Genomic DNA, 21,071 nt, shown 5'->3' with positions numbered 1-21,071 from the left:
CGCCGGGCTACCGTGAACGCGTGAGCAGGACCGATGACCGCTGAGTTCGCCGGCTACCGACGAGGCAGCCCCGGCTACCGGCGCGTCATCGCCGCCCTGGCCTGCGCGGGCGTGGTCACCTTCGCGCAGCTCTACTCCCCGCAGGGCGTGCTCCCGCTGATCGCCGCGGACCTGCGGATCGGCGCCTCCGACGCCGGATTGACGATCTCGGCCGCCACCGCGGGGCTGGCCCTCTCCGTCGTCGTGTGGTCGTTCGTGGCCGACCGCTTCGGCCGGGTGCAGACGATGCGCGTCGCCATCGTGCTCGCCACCGCGCTCGGTCTCGCCGTCGCGGTCACTCCCGACTACGGGGTGCTGCTGACCCTGCGCGTGCTCGAGGGCGTCGCGCTCGGCGGGGTGCCGGCGCTCGCCATCGCCTATCTGAGCGAGGAGATCCACCCGTTCCACGCGGCGCTCGCGGCGGGGACCTACGTCGCGGGCACCACGGTCGGCGGTCTGCTCGGCCGGATCGTCGCCGGTCCCCTGGGTGAGTGGCTCGGCTGGCGGGCGGGGATGCTGACGGTGTCCGTGCTGGCCGCCGTCGCCGCCGTCGGATTCGTCCTGCTCGCCCCGACGCCGCGGGGCTTCGTCCCGTCCCGTCGGGCGGACCGGGACGAGGGCGGCCTCGCCCTGCTGCTGATGCACCTGCGCAACCCCCGGATGCTCGCGGTCTTCGCGCAGGGCATGCTGCTGATGGGCGGGTTCGTCGCCGTCTACAACTATCTCGGCTTCCGGCTCGAGGGGCCGCCGTGGCACCTGCCGCACGCCGTGATCAGCGCGATCTTCGTCGCCTACCTCGCCGGCACCGTCTCCTCGCCCCTGGCCGGACGGCTGGCTGCCTCGCGCGGGCGCCGACCCGTCCTGCTCGGCGCGACCGGGGTGCTGATCGCCGGCGTGCTGATGACGGCGACGCCGTGGCTGCCGGTCATCCTCACCGGGGTGCTCGTGCTCACGGCGGGTTTCTTCGGCGCCCACGCGGTCGCGTCCGGCTGGGCTGGTGCCCGGGCACGAACCGGGCGGGCGCAGGCCACGTCCCTGTACAACCTGGCGTACTACGTCGGGTCGAGCGTGTTCGGCTGGCTGGGCGGTGTGCTGTTCGGTTGGTGGGGCTGGTCCGGGACGGCCGCGCTCGTCGTCGGGCTCGCGGGCGTCGCGATGGCCCTCGCGCTGCTCGTGCTGCCGAAGGACCCGACGCGCGCGACGGGCCGCTGACCTGCCCCGCAGCGGGGGTCTATGCTGCCGGACAGGACGGCAATCGCAAGGGAGCTTACCGATGGCGCAGCAGCTGGAGACGATCGACACCCGCATTCCCGGCCGCCTGGATCGGCTGCCGTGGGCGGGCTGGCACTGGATGATCGTCGTCGGCCTGGGGACGGTGTGGATCCTCGACGGGCTCGAGGTCACCATCATCGGCTCCATCAGCGACCGGCTGACCGAGGGCGCCTCCGGTCTCGGCCTCACACCGGCGGAGATCGGCCTGGCGGCGGCCATCTACGTGACGGGCGCGTGCGTCGGTTCCCTCGTGTTCGGCTACCTGACCGACCGGTGGGGCCGCAAGCGCCTCTTCATGATCACCCTGTTGCTGTATCTGGCCGCCACGGTGGCCACGGCCTTCTCGTTCAACCCGATCTTCTTCTTCATCTGCCGGTTCTTCACGGGTGCCGGCATCGGCGGCGAGTACGCGGCGATCAACTCCGCCATCGACGAGCTGATCCCGGCCCGCCACCGTGGTGTCGTCGACCTGGCCATCAACGGGTCCTACTGGCTGGGCGCCGCCGCCGGTGCGGTGCTCTCCGTGGTCCTGCTCAACGAGAGCTTCTTCGCCGCGGACATCGGCTGGCGACTCGCCTTCGGCCTCGGTGCGGTGCTCGGCCTCGTGATCCTGCTGGTGCGGCGGCACGTCCCGGAGTCGCCCCGCTGGATGTTCATCCACGGCCACAACGACGAGGCGGAGGAACTCGTCGACGGCATCGAGGAACGGGTGCAGCGCGAGACCGGCAAGGATCTCGAGCCGGTCGAGAACACGCTCACCATCCACCAGCGCCACTCGACCGGCTTCGGGACGATCATCAAGGTCGCCTTCGGCCAGTACCCCAAGCGCTCGGTGCTGGGGCTGAGCCTCTTCGTCGGCCAGGCGTTCCTCTACAACGCGGTCTTCTTCACCTACGCGCTCGTGCTGACCAAGCTGCTCGGCGTGCCCGGCGACGCGGCCCCGTGGTACCTGGTGCCGATCGCGCTGGGCAACTTCGCCGGTCCGCTCGTCCTCGGCCGGCTGTTCGACACCCTCGGGCGCCGCGCCATGATCTCCGGCACCTACATCGGCTCGGGGCTGCTGCTGGTGGTGACCGGGCTGCTGTTCCAGGCCAAGGTCCTCGACGCCGTCGCCCTGACCGTGTGCTGGTGCATTGTCTTCTTCTTCGCCTCGGCCGGCTCCAGCTCCGCCTACCTCACGGTCAGCGAGATCTTCCCGATGGAGACCCGGGCGATGGCCATCGCGTTCTTCTACGCGGTGGGCACCGGCCTGGGCGGCATCATCGGGCCGCTGCTGTTCGGCCAGTTCGTCGAACAGGGGATCGGTGCGGTCGCGGTCGGTTACTTCATCGGGGCCGGCCTGATGATCGCGGCGGGCGTCGTGGAGATCGTCCTCGGCGTGGACGCGGAGCGGAAGTCGCTCGAGGACATCGCCGCGCCGGTCTCGGCGCAGCAGCCGGCGGTCGACTCACGCTGACGCCGGTCCCCGGGCAGACGAGGACGGCGGCCCGCCCCGTGAGGTGCGGGCCGCCGTCGTCAGGGAAGACCGTGGTCGCGGTCAGTCGAACTCGGGCCAGGCGCTGCCGCCGGTGACGAGGACGTCGCCCCGGTGGGTGGTGCGGAAGTCCTGGACGTCCTGGAGGTAGCGCTCGCGGCGGGCGGCGCTGGCGCTCATGGGCATGGGCCGACGGAGCCGGGCGAGCAGGGACAGCCGCGTGCGAGGCTCGGCGGGACGGACGGTCATCAGGGCGGCGGTGTTCAGGGCGCTCATCGTTCTTCTCCTGGCGTGTCGTGGTGAGGGTGCGGTGATGGTGGGACGGGTCCGGTGGACTGGCCGTCGAGAATCGGGAACAGGCTGAACTGGAGCTGGACGGCTCGCCGGTCCTCGGCCGGTTCCCGGTTGCGATAGGGGGCGACGGCGGTCTCGACGGCGCGCGTGATCGCCCGGTTGATCTCCTCGAGCTCCTCGAGGCCGACCTGCAGGTTCACGGCCTCGACGATGCTGGCGTCGAACCAGCGGCGAGGCAGCTCCCGGTGGCCGCGTTCCTCGAAGTCGGCGACGAGCTCGGCGCGGTTGCGCCCCCACTCGCGCACGATCACGCGGGCGGCCTCCAGCCCGGCGGGGTTGTCGGCCACCGCCAGCGGGTTCACCGAGACGCCGCCGGGCGTGCGCTGCCACCAGCGATCGCGCGCGTTGCCCCGGTCGGGGAGCTCCCGGATGAAGTCGTGCCTGGCCAGCTGGCGGAGGTGGTAGCTGAACGACCCGCTGGTGCCGCCGAGCCGGTGAGCCAGCGAACTCGACGTCTGCGGTCCGAACTGGCTGAGCACGTTGAGGATCTGCACGCGGATCGGGTGGCCGAGGGCCTTGAGCGATTCGACGCTGACGTCCCGGTCCGGGCTGCCCAGCACGGGCAGGGAATCGGTGGGAGGGAGCTCGGACATGTCTCCAGTCTAGAACCGCAAAGAGGCGTTTGCAAACGGTTCTTTGTGATCTGTGCCATGCCGACGGCGCGCGGTTTTGTGTCCCTCGGGCGGCGTTCGGTACGCTGGGGGACGCTGGTGACAGCGATGGAGACGTGCCAGAGCGGCCGAATGGACTTCACTGCTAATGAAGGGTCGGGCCAAAACTCGACCGGGGGTTCAAATCCCCCCGTCTCCGCCGAACGGCGCCACCCGGCGTCGGCAGCACCACCGGGAGCAGCCCGGGTCCGTCAGGACCCGGGCTGTTGTCGTTCCCGGCGGTCTCAGCGCGCCGGGAACGACGTCGCTGTCGGCCACGTCCGCGGCGCAGGCGGTGCGGCGCCGTTCCACGGCCTCGACCTGCAGGGCGAGCGCCTCGACGTCGCGGGCGTGCTGGTCCGTCAGTGGTCGCCGACTCAGTCGGCGAGGTGCTGCCAGAGGAACTGCGAGCTCAGCGCCGCCATCTGCGCGGCCTGCCGGTTGTCCGATGCCGCGGCGTGGCCGCCCTCGAGCGCCTCGTAGAACCACACGTCGTCCACGCCCATCGCCTCCATCCGGGCGGCCATCTTGCGGGCCTGCACGGGCCCGACCCGATCGTCGGAGGTGGCCGTGTAGATCAGCGTGGCCGGGTAGTCGGTGCCCGGAACGAGGTTGTGGTACGGCGAGAACGTGCGGATGAACGCCCACTGCTCGGGGTCGTCCGGGTCGCCGTACTCGGCGATCCAGGAGTAGCCGGCGGACAGCTTCGTGTAGCGGCGCATGTCCAGCAGCGGCACCCCGCACGAGATGGCGCCGAACAGGTGCGGGTAGGTGGTGAGCATGTTGCCGACCAGTAGCCCGCCGTTGGAGCCGCCCGAGCAGCCCAGGTGCGCCCGCGAGGTGACGCCGCGGTCGATCAGGTCCTGCGCGACGGCGGCGAAGTCCTCGTACGCGCGCGGCCGGTTCGCCTGCAACGCCGCGCGGTGCCACCCCGGCCCGTACTCGCCGCCGCCGCGGATGTTCGCGATGACGTAGACGCCGCTGCGGCCTTGCGCGGTGCGCCGGGTCAGCCAGCTGCGGCCGATCGCGCCGCTGTAGGCGGGGGTGCGGGAGATCTCGAAGCCGCCGTAGCCGTTGAGCAGGGTCGGGTTGGCGCCGTCGAGGACGAGGTCCTTCGGCCCGATCTGGAAGTAGGGCACCCGGGTGCCGTCGGCGGAGGTGACGAAGTGCTGCTCCACCCGCAGGCCCTCCCCTTCGAAGAACGACGGGGACGTCTTGACGGTGCGCGCGGGTTCCCCTTCGCTGCCGGCACCGCCGAGCCGGCCGCGCTGCAGCGTCGTCGGGGTGAGGAACCCGGAGACGGTGAGCCAGTAGTCGTCGCCCTCCTCCGGGTCCTCGTCGTCGACCGCTGACGCGCTCACCGTGCTCAGCTCCGGGGCGTCCGGCAGCTCCGTGCCGGTGAACCCGGCCTCGGGGTCGAGGACCAGTACCCGGGAGGCGACGTCGGTGAGCAGGGTGAGGAGGAGGTGGTTCGCCGTCCAGCTCCAGCCCTGCAGGGAGGTCCGCTCGTCCGGGGCGAAGACGACGGTCAGCTCCCGCCGGCCGGCCAGGAAGTCCTCCAGCGGGGCGACCGCGAGTGTGCCGGCGGGCACGGTGGTCCCGTCGTGGTCCCAGTCGGTCTGCGGGCGGAACAGCACCCACTGCCGGTGCAGGTCGACGTTGACGTCGTCGGGCACGTCGATGTGCCGCCAGGTGAGGTCGGCGGTGCCCTCGGCAGCGTCGGCGACGTGGGTGCGGGTGCGGAAGAAGTCGATGACGTCGACGGCGACGTCCCGCTCGAAGCCCGGCGTGCGGTCGTGCGCGAGGACGGCCATCAGGTGCTCCTCGGGCACCTCCCACAGCACGGGCGCGTCGGCGAGGTCCTGGCCGCGGGTGAGGCGGCGCCCGGTGCGCGGGTAGGACGACGTCGTCATCGAACCCGGGCCGGTGTCGGTGCCGACGAAGATCGTGTCGGCGTCCACCCAGCTGACCTGGGTCTTGGCGGTCGGCAGGTCGAAGCCGTCGGCGACGAACTGCCTGGTCTCGACATCGAACTCCCGCACGCGCACCGCGTCGCCGCCGTCGGGGGAGAGCTTGACCAGCCCGCGCCGCCAGGGTTGGCCGGGCTCGGGACGGAGCAGGCTCGCGCCGGCGAACACCCACGGGGTGCCGTCGGTCGTGGCGAGGGCGTCGACGTCCAGCAGCACCTCCCACTCCGGCTGCTGCCGCTGGTAGGACGCCCAGGTGGTGCGCCGCCACAGGCCGCGCGGGTTCGTCTCGTCGCGCCAGAAGTTGTAGTAGTACGGGCCGCGCTTGGTGACGTCGGGGATCTTCGCGGTGTCGTCCAGGACGGCGAGGATCTGCTCGCGCAGGCGGTCGTACGCGCCGGTGCCCAGCGCGGCCAGGGTACGGCCGTTCTGCTGCTCGGCCCACGCCAGCGGCTCGCTGCCGTGGATGTCCTCGAGCCAGAGGAACTCGTCGGCGGGTTCGACGACGCCCGCGGGCGCGTCCGTGGGAGGGGTACCGGGGGTGGCGGTGTTGGCCCGCTGGTCGCTCATGGTGCCATCGTAGGGTTGCTCCGCGCACCGCCTCGTGGCGGCCCCGGGCGCCGGCGGGCGGGAATGGGGCCGGACGGCCCGGCCGGCGCTGCCCGTTAGGCTGGCCGGATGGGTCAGTCGCGGGAGGTCACGGTCGCCGTCGTGGGCGCCGGACCCCGCGGTACCTCGGTCCTGGAGCGTCTACTCGCCCACGCCCGGGTTCACGACGACGTCCGCCTGACCGTCCACCTGATCGACCCGCACCCGGCCGGGCCGGGCCGGGTGTGGCGGTCCGACCAGTCACGGTTGCCCCTGATGAACACGCCCTCCCTGTTCCCGACCGTCGTGCCCGACGGCGTGCTGGAGGTCCCCGGCGTGGCCGGTTCCACGTTCGACGGCTGGCGGCAGCGGCTGACCGGCCCGGGCGGCCGGGCCGCGGCGGACGGCCGCGGTGACCGCGGCGACGCCGCCGGCCTCGACGCGGGGGAGTGGGCCGAACTGTGCGCGCTCACCGCCGGCGACTTCCCGACGCGCCGCCTCTACGGCCGCTACCTGGCCGCGACCCTGGCCGAGCTGCGGGCCGCGGCCCCGGCCGGCGTCACGGTCACCGAGCACCGGGCCACCGTCACGGCGCTGACCCGGCGCACCGATGCCACCTCCGTGGCGGCGCACCGTTTCGTTCTCAGCCTGGACGACGGGGGCGGGTTGACCGCCGACGCGGTCGTCCTCGCCTACGGCCACCAGGAGAGCCGGCTCCGGCCGGACCAGCGGCTGCTGCGCGACGCGGCCGCGACCCACGGGCTGCACTACCAACCGCCCGCGATCCCGGCCGATGTCGACCTCACCGACGTGCGCGCCGGTGAACCGGTGCTGATTCGGGGCCTGGGGCTGAACTTCTTCGACCTGATGGCCGAACTGACCGAGGGCCGGGGCGGCGTGTTCGCGCCGTGGCGGGACGGGCCCCGCACCCGCTACCGGTACCGGCCCTCCGGCGCCGAACCGGTCCTGTACGCCGCCTCGCGCCGCGGCGTCCCCTACCGGGCCAAGGCGGTGCTCGAGACCTACATCCCGCGCCGGGTGCGGCTGCGGTTCTTCACCGACGACGCCGCCCGCGCGCTGCGCCGCGAGGGTGCCACCCTGACGTTCCGGCACGACCTGTGGCCGCTGCTGCGGCGGGACGCCCTGTGGGCGTACTACACGACGATGGCCGAGACCACACCGGCCGATCTGCTCGACGAGGGCTCGCGCTTCCTGACCGAGCTGGACGCCCTGCTCACCGAGCCGGCCCGCGGCGACGATCCGGCCTGGGACGAGCGGCTCGGCGCGCTCACCGGCCGGTACGTGCACGAGCACGCCCGGATCAACCCGGACAAGCTCGCCCAGCCCCTTGGGCGTCGCCCCTTCGACGGCGCGGAGGACTTCGACGCCGCGGTGCTCGGCTACCTGCACGCCGACGCGGCGGGGTCCGCGCGCGGGGAGGACGATCCCTTGAAGGTGGCGATCGGGGCGCTGAACGCGGGGCGGTACCTGCTCAAGATGGTGGTCGCCGACGGCGGTATCAGCGACGAGTCCTGGTTGCGGGAGCTGCGAGGCTGGTTCGAGCCGTTCGTCGAGGGACTGGCCAGCGGTCCGCCGGTGCAGCGGATCGAACAACTGATCGCCCTCGCCGAGGCCGGCGTCGCGCACTTCGTGGGGCCGGACCCGCAGTTCGGCGTCGCCGAGTCCGGCGAGACATTCGTCGCCTCCTCGCCGTGGGTCGCCCGCCCCCCGCTGGCGGCGCGGGTGATGATCGAGGCGACGGCCCCCGCCAACGCGGTTGCGCGGGCGCAGTCGCCGCTGCTCACCGGCATGCTCGCCGACGGGCTGGTCCGGCCCCGATCGATGATGGGCGTCACCGGCACCCCGGAGGTGACCGCCGGGATGGACGTGACGCTGCCGCCGTACCGGGCGATCGACGCCGCCGGCCGCACCGTCGAGGGCCTCTACGTGATCGGCCTGCCGCTCGCGTCCGTCCAGCTCGGGACGGCGATCGCCGCGGAAGCGCACAGCTCGGCCCGGTCCGGGGGGCGCACCCTGTGGGATGCGGACCGCATCGCCGCCGACATCGTCGAGGGCGCCGCGTCCTGACGACGCGCGACGGGGGTGTGGGCCCGGCGGACGCTGCGAGCCCCGGGTCGCACGTCCGGGTACACCCGGAACGCCGCAGGGGCACCCCGGCGTGAACCGGGATGCCCCTGCGGTCGGTGGTGGCCGTCGATCAGCCGGGGACGATCATCCGCGCACGCGGCAGATCCCGTAGCGGATCAGATCCGCGAGGTACCGCAGCCAGGCTCCGATGCCGCCCGACGTCGGCGGTGTCGGGGCGACGCACTGCGGCCCCGGCGGCGGGGTGGCTGCCGTGACCGTGACCGGCACCGAGACCGTGGTGGACGTCGGCGCCGCGACCAGCCGCACCGTGCCCGCACCGGCGGCCGCCTTCGCCGGGACGGTGACCGTGACGGTGGCCGACCCGTTCGACACCGGGGTGGTGCCGAGCGTCGTGGTGGTGCCCTTCGCGTCCGTGAACGTCGCCGCCACGGACGTGTTCGCGGGGCTGCCGAGCGAGGTCAGGTCGAGTCCGGAGAGCCCGACGCTGACGGAGGAACCCGCGGCGACCGGACCGGTCGGCAGGCCGGTGGCCTGCACGCCGCGCCGGGCGAAGTCCGGCGAGACCGGGCTGTTGGCCTTGAGGTAGGCGATCCAGGCGTCCCGGTCGATCAGCCCCGAGTCACGCGTGTTCGTGCCCTTCGTGAAGGCAGTGAAGTTGTCGCCGCCCTGCGCGAGGAAGCTGAACGTGCCCACCCGGTAGGACCGGGCCGCGTCGATCGGCTGCCCGTTGATCCGGACCGAGGTGACGCGCGACCCCGCCGGCTGGGCCGGGTCGACGGTGAACGCCACGTTCTTCGAGACGCTCAGGGCCAGGAACGGCCGGGAGTTGCCCGCCGGCTGCCACTGCTGTTCGAGCAGCTCCTTGACCTGTGCGCCGGTGAGCGACGTGGTCCACAGGTTGTTCACGAACGGCAGCACGGCGTTGGCCTCGGCGTAGGTGATGGTGCCATTCTGATCCAGCGGATTGTTCGGGTCGGCCGACGCGTAGTAGAGCTCGTTGCGCAGGCCGCCGGGGTTGACGACGCTGATCTCCGCACCGCCGACCGTCGGGTCCTTGAGCCGATCCAGCAGGGCGTCCGCGACCAGGTGACCGAGGGTGGACTCGCTGGCACGGTCGTCCCGCTGGCCGGGACTGGTCGCGGTGCCGCCGGTGAACGCGGTCGTGATGTCCGCCGTCACCTTGCCGACCGGCTGGTTGCCCACCTCGGTGGCCTTCGCCAGCGCGGCGTCGGTGATCTGCTTGACCTTCGCGACGGCCGGGTAGGTCGCCACCAGCTGGTCCGCCGGCGTCGTCGTGCGCGGCACGTTCCGCACGGTGTAGCCGCTGACGGCGGAGGCGGTCGGATCCCACGTCAGGACGATCTGGCCGATGTTCTCCCCGTAGCTGCCGGTCTGCAGGATCGGGCGGGTCTTACCGGCCTGCCCGGGCACCGGGCCGTCCCACGCGTACTGCTTGTGCGTGTGGCCGGTGAAGATCGCGTTCACCCACGGGCTGGTGTCGGTGACGATCGTCGCGAACGCGCCGCCGCCGGCGATCTCCTGCTCCAGGGTCGCCTTCTCCGGCGTACCGGCGCCCGCGCCCTCGTGGTACTCGGCGACGATGACGTCGGCGAGCTTCTGGTCGTGCAGCCGGGTGGCCACGCGGTTGACGGCCTCGACCGGGTCCCCGAAGTCGAGGTCGGCGATGCCGCCGGGGCTCACGAGGCTCGGCGTCTCCTGCGTGACGGTGCCGATCACGGCCACCTTCACACCCTTGACGTCGACGATCCGGTACTCGTCCAGCACCGGGTTCTTCGTGCCCTTGGCGTAGACGTTGGCGCCGAGGTACTTCCAGTTCGCGGCGGCCCGGACGCGGTCCCGCAGGTCGGCCCAGCCCTGGTCGAACTCGTGGTTGCCGACCGCGGACGCGCTGAGCCCGAGGGCGTTGAGCACGTCGATGGTCGGCTGGTCCTGCGCCAGGGAGGAGGCGAACAGGGAGGCGCCGATGTTGTCACCGGCGGAGAGGAACACCGTCTGACCCGCGGGAGCGGCGGCCTTGAGCTGCTCCACGGTGCCGGCGAAGGCGACGGTGTTGCCGTCGATCCGCCCGTGGAAGTCGTTGATGTTCAGCAGGTTGATCTCGGTGGTGGCCGGCGCCGGCGGAGCCGGGTTCAGGCCGACCACGATGGGGTCGTGGTCGCTGGACCGGAAGGCGTCGGGCCGGTAGAAGTTCGTCGCGTTGTCGTTGAAGCGGCTGTACTCCAGCGCCACCGACTCGTCCGCGTTGATGTCCCACACGTCCGCACCGGTCACCGTGGCGTCCGCCTCGGGAGAGGCGAACACGTGGTCGAGGGAGCCGACGGCCCCGCCGAAGGCGTAGGTGTGCTTGCCGGTCTTCGCCTCCTGGCTGACATACCCGGCGCCGAGGATGTGCTGGACCGGGTCCTCCTTCGCATAGGAGTTGAAGTCGCCGACGAGGAACAGCCGGTCGACACCGGTGTCCTTCTTCCGCGCGTCCGCAAAGGCGAGCAGGGCGTCGGCCTGCTTCACGCGGGCGGCGTTGTAGGCGCCCTGCCCGTCGCCGGAGTCGACGTCCGCCCCGGTCGCGCCGGAGGCGCCCTTGGACTTGAAGTGGTTGCCGATCACCATGAACCGGGACGCGTCAGGCGCACCGACCGGCTTGAACACCTGCGAGAGCGGCTCGCGGGCGTTGCTGAACGCGGCCGAGCCGATCAGCATCACCGAGTCGCCGACGGGCTGCACGACGGCCTTCTTGTAGATGAAGGCGGACCGGATGACGTCCTCGTCCGCGAGCGGCGGGACGGCGGCGGGCGAGGGCACGAAGGCCCAGGTGTCCGCCCCGGTGCCGGCGTTCAGTGCGGCGACCAGGTTCTTCAGCGCGTCGTCCCGGTTCTTGCCGAACTTCGCCGAGTTCTCGATCTCCTCGAGGGCGACGACGTCGGCCGTCAGCCCGTTGATCGCGGCGACGTGCTTGTCCTGCTGCCGCTTGAGGTTGGCCGCGTCCCAGGCGCCGCGGGCGTCGCAGCCGCCGTTGACCGTGACGGGCTTGCCGTCCCGGTCGGTGTAGGGCGTGCACCCGGTGAGCGAGTCGCCCGTGGTGGTGAAGTAGTTGAGCACGTTGAAGGTCGCGATCTTCACCCCGCCGCCGACGTTCTTCGGGGCGGCCTGCCGGGTGTCGCTGAAGGTGGCCGGCTGCACGGTGGCGGCGTTGCCGGCGGTCAGCGCGGTGAGCGGCTGGTACTTCCAGGCGCTGTTCCGGTAGTCGAGGACGACGTCGGTGGTGAAGATGGCCTTCGCCCCGACTCGGATCGGCTTCTCCGGCGTCAGGTACGGCAGCGGGATCGCCTTGTTCGCGGCGGCGCCGAGGAAGTTCGTGGTCGCGCCGTCGTCCAGCTTGACCGTCTTCGCCGTGTTGTCGGCGGCGGCGGTCTGCGCGGGTGCCCCCGGGGCGACGGCCGCGGTCGGGTTCAGCAGCGGGCTGGTGCCCGGAGTCAGTCCGATCTCGCCGTACTGGTTGAGGCTGTAGTTGTCGGTGACGGTGAAGTCGCCGGCCGGGGCGATGAGCATGCCCTCCAGCGACTCCTTCTGCGCCTCGCCCGTGGGCAGGCCGACGGTCGCGGCCTTCACCTCCGGCGCGGCTTCGGTCAGGGCGGTCAGCCCGCCGACCGGCACGGAGAGCTGAGTGAGGCCGAAGTATTCGCCGACCGTGCCCGTGACCTGCACGTCGTCGCCGACCTTGACGTCACCCACGGTCGCGGGGGAGTACACGAAGATCGCGTCCGATGCCCGGTGGGTGGCCAGGTCGACGTCCCCGCCGGTGCCGGCGGTCTGCAGGTAGTAGCCGTTGAATCCGCCCGTCGGGTAGGCGGCGGTGACGCGGCCCCGCGTGGTGACGGTCTGGTTGATCAGTCCGCTGCTCGCTCCGGTGCCCTGGATCGTCGCGATCGGCGTGACGTCGGCCGGAGCGGTGGGAGACGCCGTCGGGGAGGCGGTCGGGCTCGCGGTCGGGGACGCCGTGGGCGTCGTCGGCTGCGGAGTCGGCTCACTCGGGGAGGCCGCGGTGTTCTGCGGCGTCACGTCGCCGGTGAGCGCGAAGTCCGTGCTGTTGTCGTCGGTGTCCGTTCCGGACCGGGTGATCGACTTCGGATCGGTGTTCGCGGCGGGTGCCGTCGCAGCCTTCGTCTCGAAGGTGTTGGAGGTGCCGTAGCCGAGGACGTCGACGACCCCGGGCACACGCTGGGCACCGTCGATCGACCCGGTGGGCAGGGCGGTGATCGCGGTCGCCTGGTTCGCGAGGACGAGGGTGCCGGCGGTGCCGGCGAAGGAGGTGCCACCGGTGACGTCGGCGGTCGGAAGGGCGGCGCCGGTCGCCCCGTTGGAGGCGGCGGCGACCAGGTAGTGGCCCTTCGCCGGGATGCTGCCGCGCAGCGGGATCACGCCGGACGGGGCGGCCGTGCCCGTGGCCGAGCGGTACTGCACGGACCACCCGTCCACGCTCACCGGGACGTCCGAGCCGTTGTAGAGCTCGACGAACTTGTTCTTGTACGGGGCGTTGGCGCTGCCGCCGTTGGTGTACGCCTCGCTGATGACGACCCCGGAGTCCGAGGAGGCGGGGGCCGCCGGAACCGCCGCCGCCGGGAAGGCGAGCAGCGGGGACGCGATCAGGGCGGTGGCGAGGGCGGCGCCGACCGCGCCTCGCCGGAGGTTTCTGACAGCTGGTGTTCTCAGGACTGGTCTCATGGTGCTCCCGTTCCGGGCCCGGCCGCGGATGGGGGCGGCCGGTGTGAGTGATGGTGGTACCGATGCGAGGAGGCTATCGGTGACCTCCGACACAACCGGCCGGGAGTATCAGATCAGGCGTGCGTGAACGGGAGGTGGCGGTCGTGCGTCGGCGGGGTGTGTCCGGCGACGGGGCGGAGCGTCACGCGGGCGAGGTCAGGAACGGCGCCGCGGTCGGCGGACGTCGTCGTCCGCATTCGCCAGCGGGCCGCCGGACTGGCGGTCGAGCAGGGCCTCGCGGAGGTAGGGCAGCGCGAACTCGACCAGTCCCGTCCCGGCGGGCCGGACGAGTTCGTCCTCGATCAGACGGGCACGGTAGACGGACTGGTACTTCACCGTCACGCCCATCCGCTCCGCGATGTCGGCGACGCGTGACGGGCCGGCGTCGGTCACCATGGCGAGCAGGTAGTCCGTCTTCCGCCGGGTGAGGCCGCGCAGCGCCGGGCCGTGCACGTTGCGGATCATCTCGGCGATGACCTCGATCCGGATCCGGGAGACGTCCTCCCGTTCGATCGTGTCCGCGTCTCCACTGCTCTCCCAGGCGCGTGCACCGACGAGTTGGATGAGGTACGGGTAGCCGCGCGAGATGTCACCGGCGAGCACCGCGGCGTCGGGAGTGATCGACCGGGTGGTGTCGGCCACCGTCTGCCGGATCGTCTCGATCGCGGCGCTGACCGGGACGCTGCCGAGCTCCACGCGGTGCGCGCGCCGCAGGAAGGTCGTCTTGTCGTGATCGAGGAGATCGTCGACGCCGGTACGGACACCGGCCGCGACGAACCCGATCGGAAGCCCGTGGCGCACCAGATCCTGGACGTGCTGGGTGATCTCGTGCAACTGCTCGGGGTCGACCGACTGGATCTCGTCGAGCATCAGCAGCAGGCCGCCGCCGGCGTCCCGGCAGAGGGCCGCGAGGCGATCGAGGAGCGCGCCGAGCGGGCGGCGTTCGCCCGCGTAGTGGTCAACCACCTCCCGGCTGGCGGTGAATCCGGAGGCGCCGCCTCCCACCAAGCGGGACGTCTCGGCGTCCGGATCGTTGGCACGAAGACGGTCGACGATCGACTCCCGCAACTCTTCCGTCAGGGAGGAGGCTCCGGTGTGCAGGATCATCGTCGTCCAACCGTTGTCGGCGGCGATGCTCTCGAACTCCGTGAGCAGGACCGTCTTGCCGGTACCTCGAGCGCCGGAGATCAGGACGTTCCGGGCACGGGAGCCGGCGGTCGCCAGGGCACGTTCGAAGTCGTCGACCACGGCGCCGCGACCGGCCAGGATGGCGGGAGTCTGACCGAAGCCCGGTCGGAAGGGGTTCGCCTCGATGTCCACCTCCGCAGTCTTGTTAGTACGTGTTAGAAAGTGCAGCACTGTTAGTCGATGTTAGAAGCGGTCGGCCGCGCTGACAACGATCTCGGTCATCATGGAGGAATGACTCCGCGTCGACCGAGCGGGCAGGACCCGACCGGGACGGGCGAGACGGCCTGGCTGCTGCCGATCGACCCGGCGGCCCACGCCGAGCACCAACCTCGCGACTGGCGTGAGCGGAAGGAGGCCACGGCGGTCTGGGAGGCGATCGGCCGGTCCCAGCCGATCGACCGGTGGTGCCTGCGCACGGGATTCCGCACCATGCGGCCCGGGGACGCGATCTGGGCCTACCTGTCCCGCCGGCAGGAGCTGTGCGCCGTCGGTGTCGTGCGCGAGCTCAGCGAGGTGGACGGCAGCTGGTTCGTCCACGTCGACTGGGACGACGCGCGCACCGCCCGCCTGTGCCGGGATCCGCTGCCGCGCGAACACTTCGGTCAGGTGCCGATGTCGGTGTGCCGGGCGAACCCGAGGACCGCCGCCGTGCTCGCCACGCGGTACGAGCAGCTGGCACGGTGATGCCGTCGGTGGCCACCTCGAGATCGGGACGGGCTCACAGTGCGGAAGGTGAGGGATTCGAACCCTCGGTACGGGGTCACCGCACACTGGTTTTCAAGACCAGCTCCATCGGCCGCTCGGACAACCTTCCTGGGTCTGCCAGTCTGGCACGGTCAGCTGTGCGGTCACAAAGTCGGGGGGTGGAAGCGGGCACAATGGGCCGGGTGAAGGCCATCGAGATCCAGTCCCCGGGCGGCCCCGAGTCGCTCGTCCTCACCGACCAGCCCGACCCGCAGCCCGTGCCGGGTGATGTCGTCATCGACGTCGTCGCGGCCGGCATCAACCGGGCCGACGTCAACCAGCGCAAGGGGCACTACCCGCCGCCGCCGGGGGAGTCGGAACTGCCGGGCCTGGAGGTGTCCGGCACGATCAGCGCGCTCGGTGCCGGCGTGGACGGGTTCGCCGTCGGGGACGAGGTGTGCGCCCTGCTCGCCGGTGGGGGGTACGCCGAGAAGGTGGCGGTCCCCGCCGGGCAGGTGCTGCCGGTCCCGGACGGCGTCGACGTCGCCGACGCGGCCGCCCTGCCCGAGACGGTGGCGACCGTCTGGTCCAACCTCTATCTGCACGCGGGCCTGAAGCCGGGGGAGACCGTGCTCGTGCACGGCGGCGCCGGGGGGATCGGGACGACGGCGATCCAGCTGGCCACCGCGCTCGGCTCACCCGTGTACGTGACGGCCGGCTCGGCCGAGAAGATCGCGGCCTCGATCCGGCTCGGGGCGATCGCCGGCATCGACCACACCGGCGAGGACTTCGTCGAGCGGATCGGCGAGCTGACCGACGGCAGGGGCGTGGACGTGATTCTCGACGTCGTCGGCGGCGCCTACCTGGACCGCAACCTGCAGGCGATCGCCCCGAACGGCCGGCTCGTCATCATCGCCACGCAGCAGGGCAGCCGCGCGGAACTGAACATCGGGCGGCTGATGGGCAAGCGGGCCTCCGTCATCGGCACGACGCTGCGGGCGCGGCCCCGGGCGGAAAAGGCCGGCATCATCGACTCCGTGCGCGAGCGGGTGTGGCCGCTGGTCGCCGCGGGTGCGGTGCGGCCGCTGATCGACCGGCGGTTCCCGCTCGCCGAGGCCGCGGCCGCGCACGAGTACTTCGATTCCGGCAGCCACATCGGCAAGGTCCTGCTGACCACCTGACGCGGGCGGAGCGTCCCGTGATCACCGCCACGTTCCGTCGGTGGCCGGGGGTAACCTCGACGAAGGAGCGACGCCGCGGGCCGGGCAGCCCGCGGCGTCATGCGCTCGCCATCATCACGAGGACACCCACGAGAACACCGAGGAGCAGGTCATGGGCTCACACCGCAGTGACGACGACCGCCGAACCGACGACCAGGCCGGAGGCAGCCACCGGGACGGCGACCACCGAGTCGACGGCCACCGGGACGGCGACCACGACCACGACCAGCGGCATGCCGCGGGCGCCGCGTCCCCGGCGGCCACCCTGGCGCCGGACGCCCCCGACGCCGACCTGCCGCCCGCGGCGGTCGACGCCGACGCCCTGGAGGCCGAGCACCGGCGCTGGACGCCGGCGAAGATCGCGCTGTGGGTCGCCATCGCGCTGCTCGGCGGTGTCGCCTGGGTGATGCTCGCCCTCGTGCGCGGCGAGACGGTCAACGCGATCTGGTTCGTGTTCGCCGCCGTCGCGACCTACCTGATCGCGTACCGCTTCTACTCCCGGTACATCGAGCGCTGGATCACCCGGCCCGACGACCGGCGCGCCACCCCGGCCGAGTACAAGGCCAACGGGCGAGACTACATGCCGACCGACCGGCGGGTGCTCTACGGGCACCACTTCGCCGCCATCGCCGGCGCCGGGCCGCTGGTGGGTCCCGTCCTCGCGGCGCAGATGGGCTACCTGCCCGGCACCATCTGGATCATCGTCGGCGTCGTGCTCGCGGGCGCCGTGCAGGACTACCTCGTCCTCTTCTTCTCCATGCGCCGCGGCGGCCGCTCGCTCGGGCAGATGGCCCGCGACGAGCTCGGCGTGATCGGCGGCATCGCCGCCCAGCTGGCCACCCTCGTCATCATGGTCATCATCGTGGCGATCCTCGCCCTCGTCGTGGTCAACGCCCTCGGCGAGAGCACCTGGGGCGTCTTCTCCGTCGGGATGACCATCCCGATCGCCCTGTTCATGGGCGTGTACCTGAGGTTCATCCGTCCCGGCCGGGTCACCGAGGTGTCCCTGATCGGTTTCGTGCTGCTGATCCTCGCGATCGTCGCCGGTCGCTGGGTCGGGGAGAGCGAGTGGGGCAACGCCCTCTTCCACCTGGACAAGGTGACCCTGGCCTGGATGATCATCATCTACGGGTTCATCGCCGCGGTGCTGCCGGTGTGGCTGCTGCTGGCGCCGCGCGACTACCTGTCCACGTTCATGAAGATCGGCACCATCGCGCTGCTGGCGATCGCGATCATCGTCGTCCGGCCCGAGGTCTCCGTGCCGGCGTTCAGCGAGTTCGCCGGCAAGGAGAACGGGCCCGTGGTGCCCGGCTCCCTGTTCCCGTTCCTCTTCGTCACCATCGCCTGCGGCGCCCTCTCCGGCTTCCACGCCCTGATCGCCTCCGGCACCACGCCGAAGCTGATCGAGAAGGAGCGGCAGACCCGCCTGATCGGGTACGGCGGCATGCTGATGGAGTCCTTCGTCGCGATCATGGCGCTGGTGGCCGCGATCTCGATCGACCGGGGCATCTACTTCGCGATGAACTCCTCGGCCGCGGCGACCGGCGGCACCGTCGAGGGCGCCGTCGCCTTCGTCAACAGCCTCGGCCTGCAGAACGTCAACCTGACGCCGGACATGCTCACCCAGACCGCGAACGACGTCGGGGAGCAGAGCATCGTCTCCCGCACCGGTGGCGCCCCGACCCTGGCCGTGGGCATGGCGCACATCATGCAGCAGTGGTTCGGCGGCGGCGGGATGATGAGCTTCTGGTACCACTTCGCCATCATGTTCGAGGCGCTGTTCATCCTCACCGCGGTCGACGCCGGTACCCGCGTCGCCCGGTTCATGCTGCAGGACTCGCTCGGCAACGTGATCCCGCGGTTCCGGGACGCCTCCTGGACCGTGGGCTCGTGGATCACGACGGCGATCATGGTCGCCGCGTGGGGGGCGATCCTCATCATGGGCGTCACGGACCCGCTCGGCGGCATCAACACCCTCTTCCCGCTGTTCGGCATCGCCAATCAGCTGCTGGCCGCGATCGCCCTGGCGGTGTGCATGGCGATCATCGCCCGCCGTGGCGTGGTCGGGAAGCTGTGGGTGGTCGTCGTCCCGCTGGCGTTCGCCGCCGTCGTGACCATCACCGCGTCGATGTTCAAGATCTTCTCGCCGGTGCCGGCGGTCGGGTACTGGGCGCAGAACGCCTCCTTCCGGGACGCCCTGGCGGCGGGGAAGACGAGCTTCGGCACCGCGAAGACCACCGAGGCGATGGACGCCGTCGTCCGCAACACGGTCATCCAGGGCACCCTGTCCATCATCTTCGTGACCCTGGCGATCATCGTCATCATCGCCGCGATCGTGACCACGCTGCGGGCCCTGCGCCACGGCGGCGGCCCGGACAGCGAGGATCCGCCGGTCGCGTCCCGGATCTACGCCCCGGCCGGTTTCGTGCCGAACCGGGTGGAGAAGGAGCTGGAGCAGCGGTGGGCAGCGGTGCCGGCCGAGGCGCAGCCGCAGCGCGTGGGTCACTGATGTCGTTCCCGCCCGTTCCGTACTCGTCCACCGGCGGGGCCGCCGGACGGCCCGCCGGGTCCACCCGGCGGCCCCGCGGGTGGTGGGCCAGCGTGCGCTGGTACGTGCGGGGCGTGCTGGGAGAGGACGCCTACGACGCGTACGTGGCGCACCGGCGGGCGACCCACCCGGGGCAGCCGGTGCTGACCGAGCGGGAGTACTGGCGGGCGCGCACCGACTGGCAGGAGAAGAATCCGCAGGGGCGCTGCTGCTGACCATGGCCGGGTTCTTCTCCGGGGCGCGCGCCGCCCGTCGCGACGATGCCCGGCTGGGTCGCGGCGTGTGGCGCCGCGCGCACGACCGGTTCCGGCGTGGCCTGGACCGGTACCACCAGGTGATCGAGGAGATCGACGACGACGCCGTCGCCAACGCCCTGGTGCTCGTCGCGGACGACCTCGCCGGTCTGCTGCCCCGGGTGCGCGCCGTGTGCGAGGCCGCCCACCGGGCCGCGCCCAGCGAGGGCAGCGACATCCCGGCTTCGGCGCACGGGTGGCTCAGCGACGTGCACCGGGCCCTGACCCGCAGCGGCAACGCGCTGGCCGCGACCGCCGAGGCGGCCGCGATGGTCCGGCTCGGTGCGGGCGGCCTGGACGCCGTCCAGCGGCGCGCCACCGGGGTCGAGGAGTTCGTCCGCGCGGCCGAGGAGGTGATCGCGGCCGGTCCCGGCGGCGACGGGTGACGGCCGTCAGCGGGCCAGCGGTGCCTGCAGTGGGTAGTCCTGGTCGGTGAGGATGACCTGGGTGCCGGTGCCGGTGCGCTCGTTGAGGACGACGGGGGCGAGCAGATTGACGGTGGTGGTGTCCCGTCCGGGCGTGGCGACGACGAGGACCCGGGCCGCCTCCCCGGCGACCAGTCCCAGGCCGGCGGCGGCGGCGCCCAGATCCGGCGCGTACTGCGGCACGTACACGGACGCGTCGAGGAGGAAGAGGCGCAGATCGGCGTTCTCCGCCGGGCGCAGGCTGAACAAGCCGGGGGCCCCGGCCACCGCCTCGAGCGTGTAGTCGGTCCAGGGGTCCAGCCCGGGCATCGGCTCGGTGAGGGTGAGAGCGGTCATCGCAGAAAATCCATCAACGTCGGTTGCAGCGTCTTCGCGGTCACGGCGAGGGCCGCCTGGTAGCTGGTCTGCTGGACCTGCAGGTCCAGGACCGCGGTGCCGAGGTCGACGTCCTCGAGGGCCGCTCGGTCCGCCTCCAGCGCGACCTTCGCCGCCTGGTTGGCGTCCTTCGCGGCCTCCAGGGTGGTCAGCCGGGCGCCGGCGTCGGCCCGTGCGGTCCGCAGGGTCGCGCGGGCGGAGTCCAGGTCGTCCAGACGGGACGCCGTGATGCCGCCGGCTCGCAGTTCCGCGGAGATGGCGTCGAGCGTCGCGAACACCGAGGTCGGGCCGGTGCCGAAGATCGCGGCCCCGTCGGCGTCCACCCGCACGCTCTGGTTCTCCCCGAACCGCCGATGCACCGCGTCGCCGGTGACGCCCGTGAAGGTCGGGGGATTGCCGTCCACGAACGCGGGCTGGTCCGAGGTGCCGGCGAAGAGACTCCGGCCGAGATAGGTGGCGTTCGCCCTGCCGAGCAGGTCCGCCCGGAGCCCGTCGATGACGTCGGCGAGGGCGATCCGGTCGGCCGGGGTACGCGCGGCGTTGAGGCCCTGCTGCACCGCGTCCCGGGCGGAGTCGAGGAAGCGGGTCGCGTCGCCGAGAGCGGCGTCGACGCCGGTCAGCCACGCGGTGCCGTTGTCGATGTTGCGGCCGTACTGGGCGTTCGCGGCCACCTCGGCCCGCACCCGCAGCGCCTGCGCGGCGCCGGCCGGGTCGTCCGAGGGACGGGTGATCCGGCGCAGGGACGTGGCCGTGTCCTGGGCGTCGGCAAGCCTGGCCTGGGCGGCGGCGAGCTGCCGGGTCGCGGAGGCGGCCATGGTCTGGGTGGTGATGCGGAAGGTCATCGCAGTCCTACGGTACCGGTGCGGTTGATCAGGATGTCGAGCATGTCGTCGATGGTCGTCAGCACTCGCGCCGCCGCCTGATAGGCGTGCTGCGCGGCGAGCAGGGAGACGTTCTCCTCGTCGAGGCTGACGGAGCCCGACGCGGTCTGGGCGGCGCGCGCGGCGCCGGCGGCCGCGGCGGTGATGGTCTGCTGCCCGGTCGCGGAGCGGGCAGCGGTCCCGAGCGTCGCGACGGCGGCGGCCCAGCGGCGGTCGGGGGAGCCC

At 72.1% G+C, this 21,071-nt stretch carries 16 protein-coding genes and 2 tRNA genes; 9 read left to right on the top strand and 9 right to left on the bottom strand.

The genetic code is table 11. The annotated features are described in order from the left end of the window. The first annotated feature begins 33 nt into the window (after positions 1–33). Together IEX22_RS13525 and IEX22_RS13520 are read left to right on the top strand one after the other, a co-directional pair. On the top strand, positions 34–1,251 hold the full coding sequence (locus IEX22_RS13525) for an MFS transporter (protein ID WP_188668929.1): 1,218 nt from the start codon (positions 34–36) through the stop codon (positions 1,249–1,251). Positions 1,252–1,312: 61 nt separating this feature from the next. Further along, entirely contained in the window at positions 1,313–2,767 is a 1,455-nt protein-coding gene (locus IEX22_RS13520; protein WP_188668928.1) for an MFS transporter, read from the top strand. 81 nt (positions 2,768–2,848) lie between these two features. On the opposite strand, the gene IEX22_RS13515 is transcribed toward IEX22_RS13520, so the two are convergent. After that, on the bottom strand, positions 2,849–3,061 hold the full coding sequence (locus IEX22_RS13515; protein WP_188668927.1) for a hypothetical protein: 213 nt from the start codon (positions 3,059–3,061) through the stop codon (positions 2,849–2,851). After that, positions 3,058–3,732, bottom strand: a complete 675-nt coding sequence (locus tag IEX22_RS13510; protein ID WP_188668926.1) for a helix-turn-helix domain-containing protein — start codon at positions 3,730–3,732, stop codon at positions 3,058–3,060. Before IEX22_RS13510 ends, IEX22_RS13515 begins: the two co-directional genes overlap by 4 nt. Before the next feature lie 128 nt (positions 3,733–3,860). On the opposite strand from IEX22_RS13510, the gene IEX22_RS13505 reads away from it, so the two are divergent. Continuing rightward, positions 3,861–3,949: transfer RNA gene (locus IEX22_RS13505), tRNA-Ser, on the top strand. 217 nt (positions 3,950–4,166) lie between these two features. Here IEX22_RS13505 and IEX22_RS13500 read toward each other — a convergent pair. After that, complete coding sequence (locus IEX22_RS13500) at positions 4,167–6,326, bottom strand: prolyl oligopeptidase family serine peptidase (RefSeq protein ID WP_188668925.1); 2,160 nt, start codon at positions 6,324–6,326, stop codon at positions 4,167–4,169. 108 nt (positions 6,327–6,434) lie between these two features. Between IEX22_RS13500 and IEX22_RS13495 the strand changes: the two genes are divergently transcribed. Continuing rightward, positions 6,435–8,432 (top strand): FAD/NAD(P)-binding protein, encoded by a 1,998-nt coding sequence (locus IEX22_RS13495; RefSeq protein WP_188668924.1) that lies wholly within the window; start codon positions 6,435–6,437, stop codon positions 8,430–8,432. A gap of 144 nt (positions 8,433–8,576) precedes the next feature. Here IEX22_RS13495 and IEX22_RS13490 read toward each other — a convergent pair whose 3' ends face one another. Both IEX22_RS13490 and IEX22_RS13485 read right to left on the bottom strand, forming a co-directional pair. Then, on the bottom strand, positions 8,577–13,193 hold the full coding sequence (locus tag IEX22_RS13490) for an ExeM/NucH family extracellular endonuclease (RefSeq protein ID WP_188668923.1): 4,617 nt from the start codon (positions 13,191–13,193) through the stop codon (positions 8,577–8,579). Positions 13,194–13,388: 195 nt separating this feature from the next. Next, a complete protein-coding gene (locus tag IEX22_RS13485; protein ID WP_229660041.1) occupies positions 13,389–14,552 on the bottom strand; it encodes an ATP-binding protein in 1,164 nt (387 codons plus the stop codon). Between the two features lie 99 nt (positions 14,553–14,651). Between IEX22_RS13485 and IEX22_RS13480 the strand changes: the two genes are divergently transcribed. After that, positions 14,652–15,104 (top strand): hypothetical protein, encoded by a 453-nt coding sequence (locus tag IEX22_RS13480; protein WP_188668921.1) that lies wholly within the window; start codon positions 14,652–14,654, stop codon positions 15,102–15,104. Positions 15,105–15,146: 42 nt separating this feature from the next. Here IEX22_RS13480 and IEX22_RS13475 read toward each other — a convergent pair. Continuing rightward, positions 15,147–15,234 (bottom strand) — tRNA-Ser (locus IEX22_RS13475). 73 nt (positions 15,235–15,307) lie between these two features. On the opposite strand from IEX22_RS13475, the gene IEX22_RS13470 reads away from it, so the two are divergent. From IEX22_RS13470 to IEX22_RS13455, 4 genes are all read left to right on the top strand, one after another. Beyond that, on the top strand, positions 15,308–16,285 hold the full coding sequence (locus IEX22_RS13470; protein WP_188668920.1) for an NAD(P)H-quinone oxidoreductase: 978 nt from the start codon (positions 15,308–15,310) through the stop codon (positions 16,283–16,285). A gap of 151 nt (positions 16,286–16,436) precedes the next feature. Further along, the gene (locus tag IEX22_RS13465; RefSeq protein ID WP_188668919.1) at positions 16,437–18,833 is read left to right on the top strand and encodes a carbon starvation CstA family protein; all 2,397 of its coding nucleotides are present in this window, start codon (positions 16,437–16,439) and stop codon (positions 18,831–18,833) included. Next, positions 18,833–19,087 (top strand): YbdD/YjiX family protein, encoded by a 255-nt coding sequence (locus IEX22_RS16040; RefSeq protein WP_188668918.1) that lies wholly within the window; start codon positions 18,833–18,835, stop codon positions 19,085–19,087. The genes IEX22_RS13465 and IEX22_RS16040 overlap by 1 nt, the downstream gene beginning before the upstream one ends. Positions 19,088–19,089: 2 nt before the next feature. After that, a complete protein-coding gene (locus IEX22_RS13455; RefSeq protein WP_188668917.1) occupies positions 19,090–19,551 on the top strand; it encodes a hypothetical protein in 462 nt (153 codons plus the stop codon). Between the two features lie 6 nt (positions 19,552–19,557). Here IEX22_RS13455 and IEX22_RS13450 read toward each other — a convergent pair whose 3' ends face one another. The 3 genes from IEX22_RS13450 to IEX22_RS13440 form a co-directional block, all read right to left on the bottom strand. Beyond that, positions 19,558–19,926, bottom strand: coding sequence for a flagellar assembly protein FliW (locus tag IEX22_RS13450; protein WP_188668916.1), 369 nt, complete (start codon positions 19,924–19,926; stop codon positions 19,558–19,560). Beyond that, complete coding sequence (locus IEX22_RS13445; RefSeq protein ID WP_188668915.1) at positions 19,923–20,807, bottom strand: flagellin N-terminal helical domain-containing protein; 885 nt, start codon at positions 20,805–20,807, stop codon at positions 19,923–19,925. The genes IEX22_RS13450 and IEX22_RS13445 overlap by 4 nt, the downstream gene beginning before the upstream one ends. Continuing rightward, positions 20,804–21,071 (bottom strand): flagellar basal body rod C-terminal domain-containing protein (locus IEX22_RS13440; protein WP_306464461.1); only part of this gene is annotated, 268 nt, incomplete at its 5' end. The genes IEX22_RS13445 and IEX22_RS13440, both read right to left, overlap by 4 nt.

Origin of the sequence: Tersicoccus solisilvae (assembly GCF_014643255.1) — a bacterium.
Taxonomy (GTDB): domain Bacteria; phylum Actinomycetota; class Actinomycetes; order Actinomycetales; family Micrococcaceae; genus Tersicoccus; species Tersicoccus solisilvae.
This window is presented reverse-complemented; position numbering and strand designations above follow the sequence as displayed.

Coding starts and splice junctions, on each gene's coding strand:
- IEX22_RS13525 (WP_188668929.1), top strand. CDS start 34: ATGACCGCTGAGTTCGCCGGCTACCGACGAGGCAGCCCCGGCTACCGG.
- IEX22_RS13520 (WP_188668928.1), top strand. CDS start 1,313: ATGGCGCAGCAGCTGGAGACGATCGACACCCGCATTCCCGGCCGCCTG.
- IEX22_RS13515 (WP_188668927.1), bottom strand. CDS start 3,061: ATGAGCGCCCTGAACACCGCCGCCCTGATGACCGTCCGTCCCGCCGAG.
- IEX22_RS13510 (WP_188668926.1), bottom strand. CDS start 3,732: ATGTCCGAGCTCCCTCCCACCGATTCCCTGCCCGTGCTGGGCAGCCCG.
- IEX22_RS13500 (WP_188668925.1), bottom strand. CDS start 6,326: ATGAGCGACCAGCGGGCCAACACCGCCACCCCCGGTACCCCTCCCACG.
- IEX22_RS13495 (WP_188668924.1), top strand. CDS start 6,435: ATGGGTCAGTCGCGGGAGGTCACGGTCGCCGTCGTGGGCGCCGGACCC.
- IEX22_RS13490 (WP_188668923.1), bottom strand. CDS start 13,193: ATGAGACCAGTCCTGAGAACACCAGCTGTCAGAAACCTCCGGCGAGGC.
- IEX22_RS13480 (WP_188668921.1), top strand. CDS start 14,652: ATGACTCCGCGTCGACCGAGCGGGCAGGACCCGACCGGGACGGGCGAG.
- IEX22_RS13465 (WP_188668919.1), top strand. CDS start 16,437: ATGGGCTCACACCGCAGTGACGACGACCGCCGAACCGACGACCAGGCC.
- IEX22_RS16040 (WP_188668918.1), top strand. CDS start 18,833: ATGTCGTTCCCGCCCGTTCCGTACTCGTCCACCGGCGGGGCCGCCGGA.
- IEX22_RS13455 (WP_188668917.1), top strand. CDS start 19,090: ATGGCCGGGTTCTTCTCCGGGGCGCGCGCCGCCCGTCGCGACGATGCC.
- IEX22_RS13450 (WP_188668916.1), bottom strand. CDS start 19,926: ATGACCGCTCTCACCCTCACCGAGCCGATGCCCGGGCTGGACCCCTGG.
- IEX22_RS13445 (WP_188668915.1), bottom strand. CDS start 20,807: ATGACCTTCCGCATCACCACCCAGACCATGGCCGCCTCCGCGACCCGG.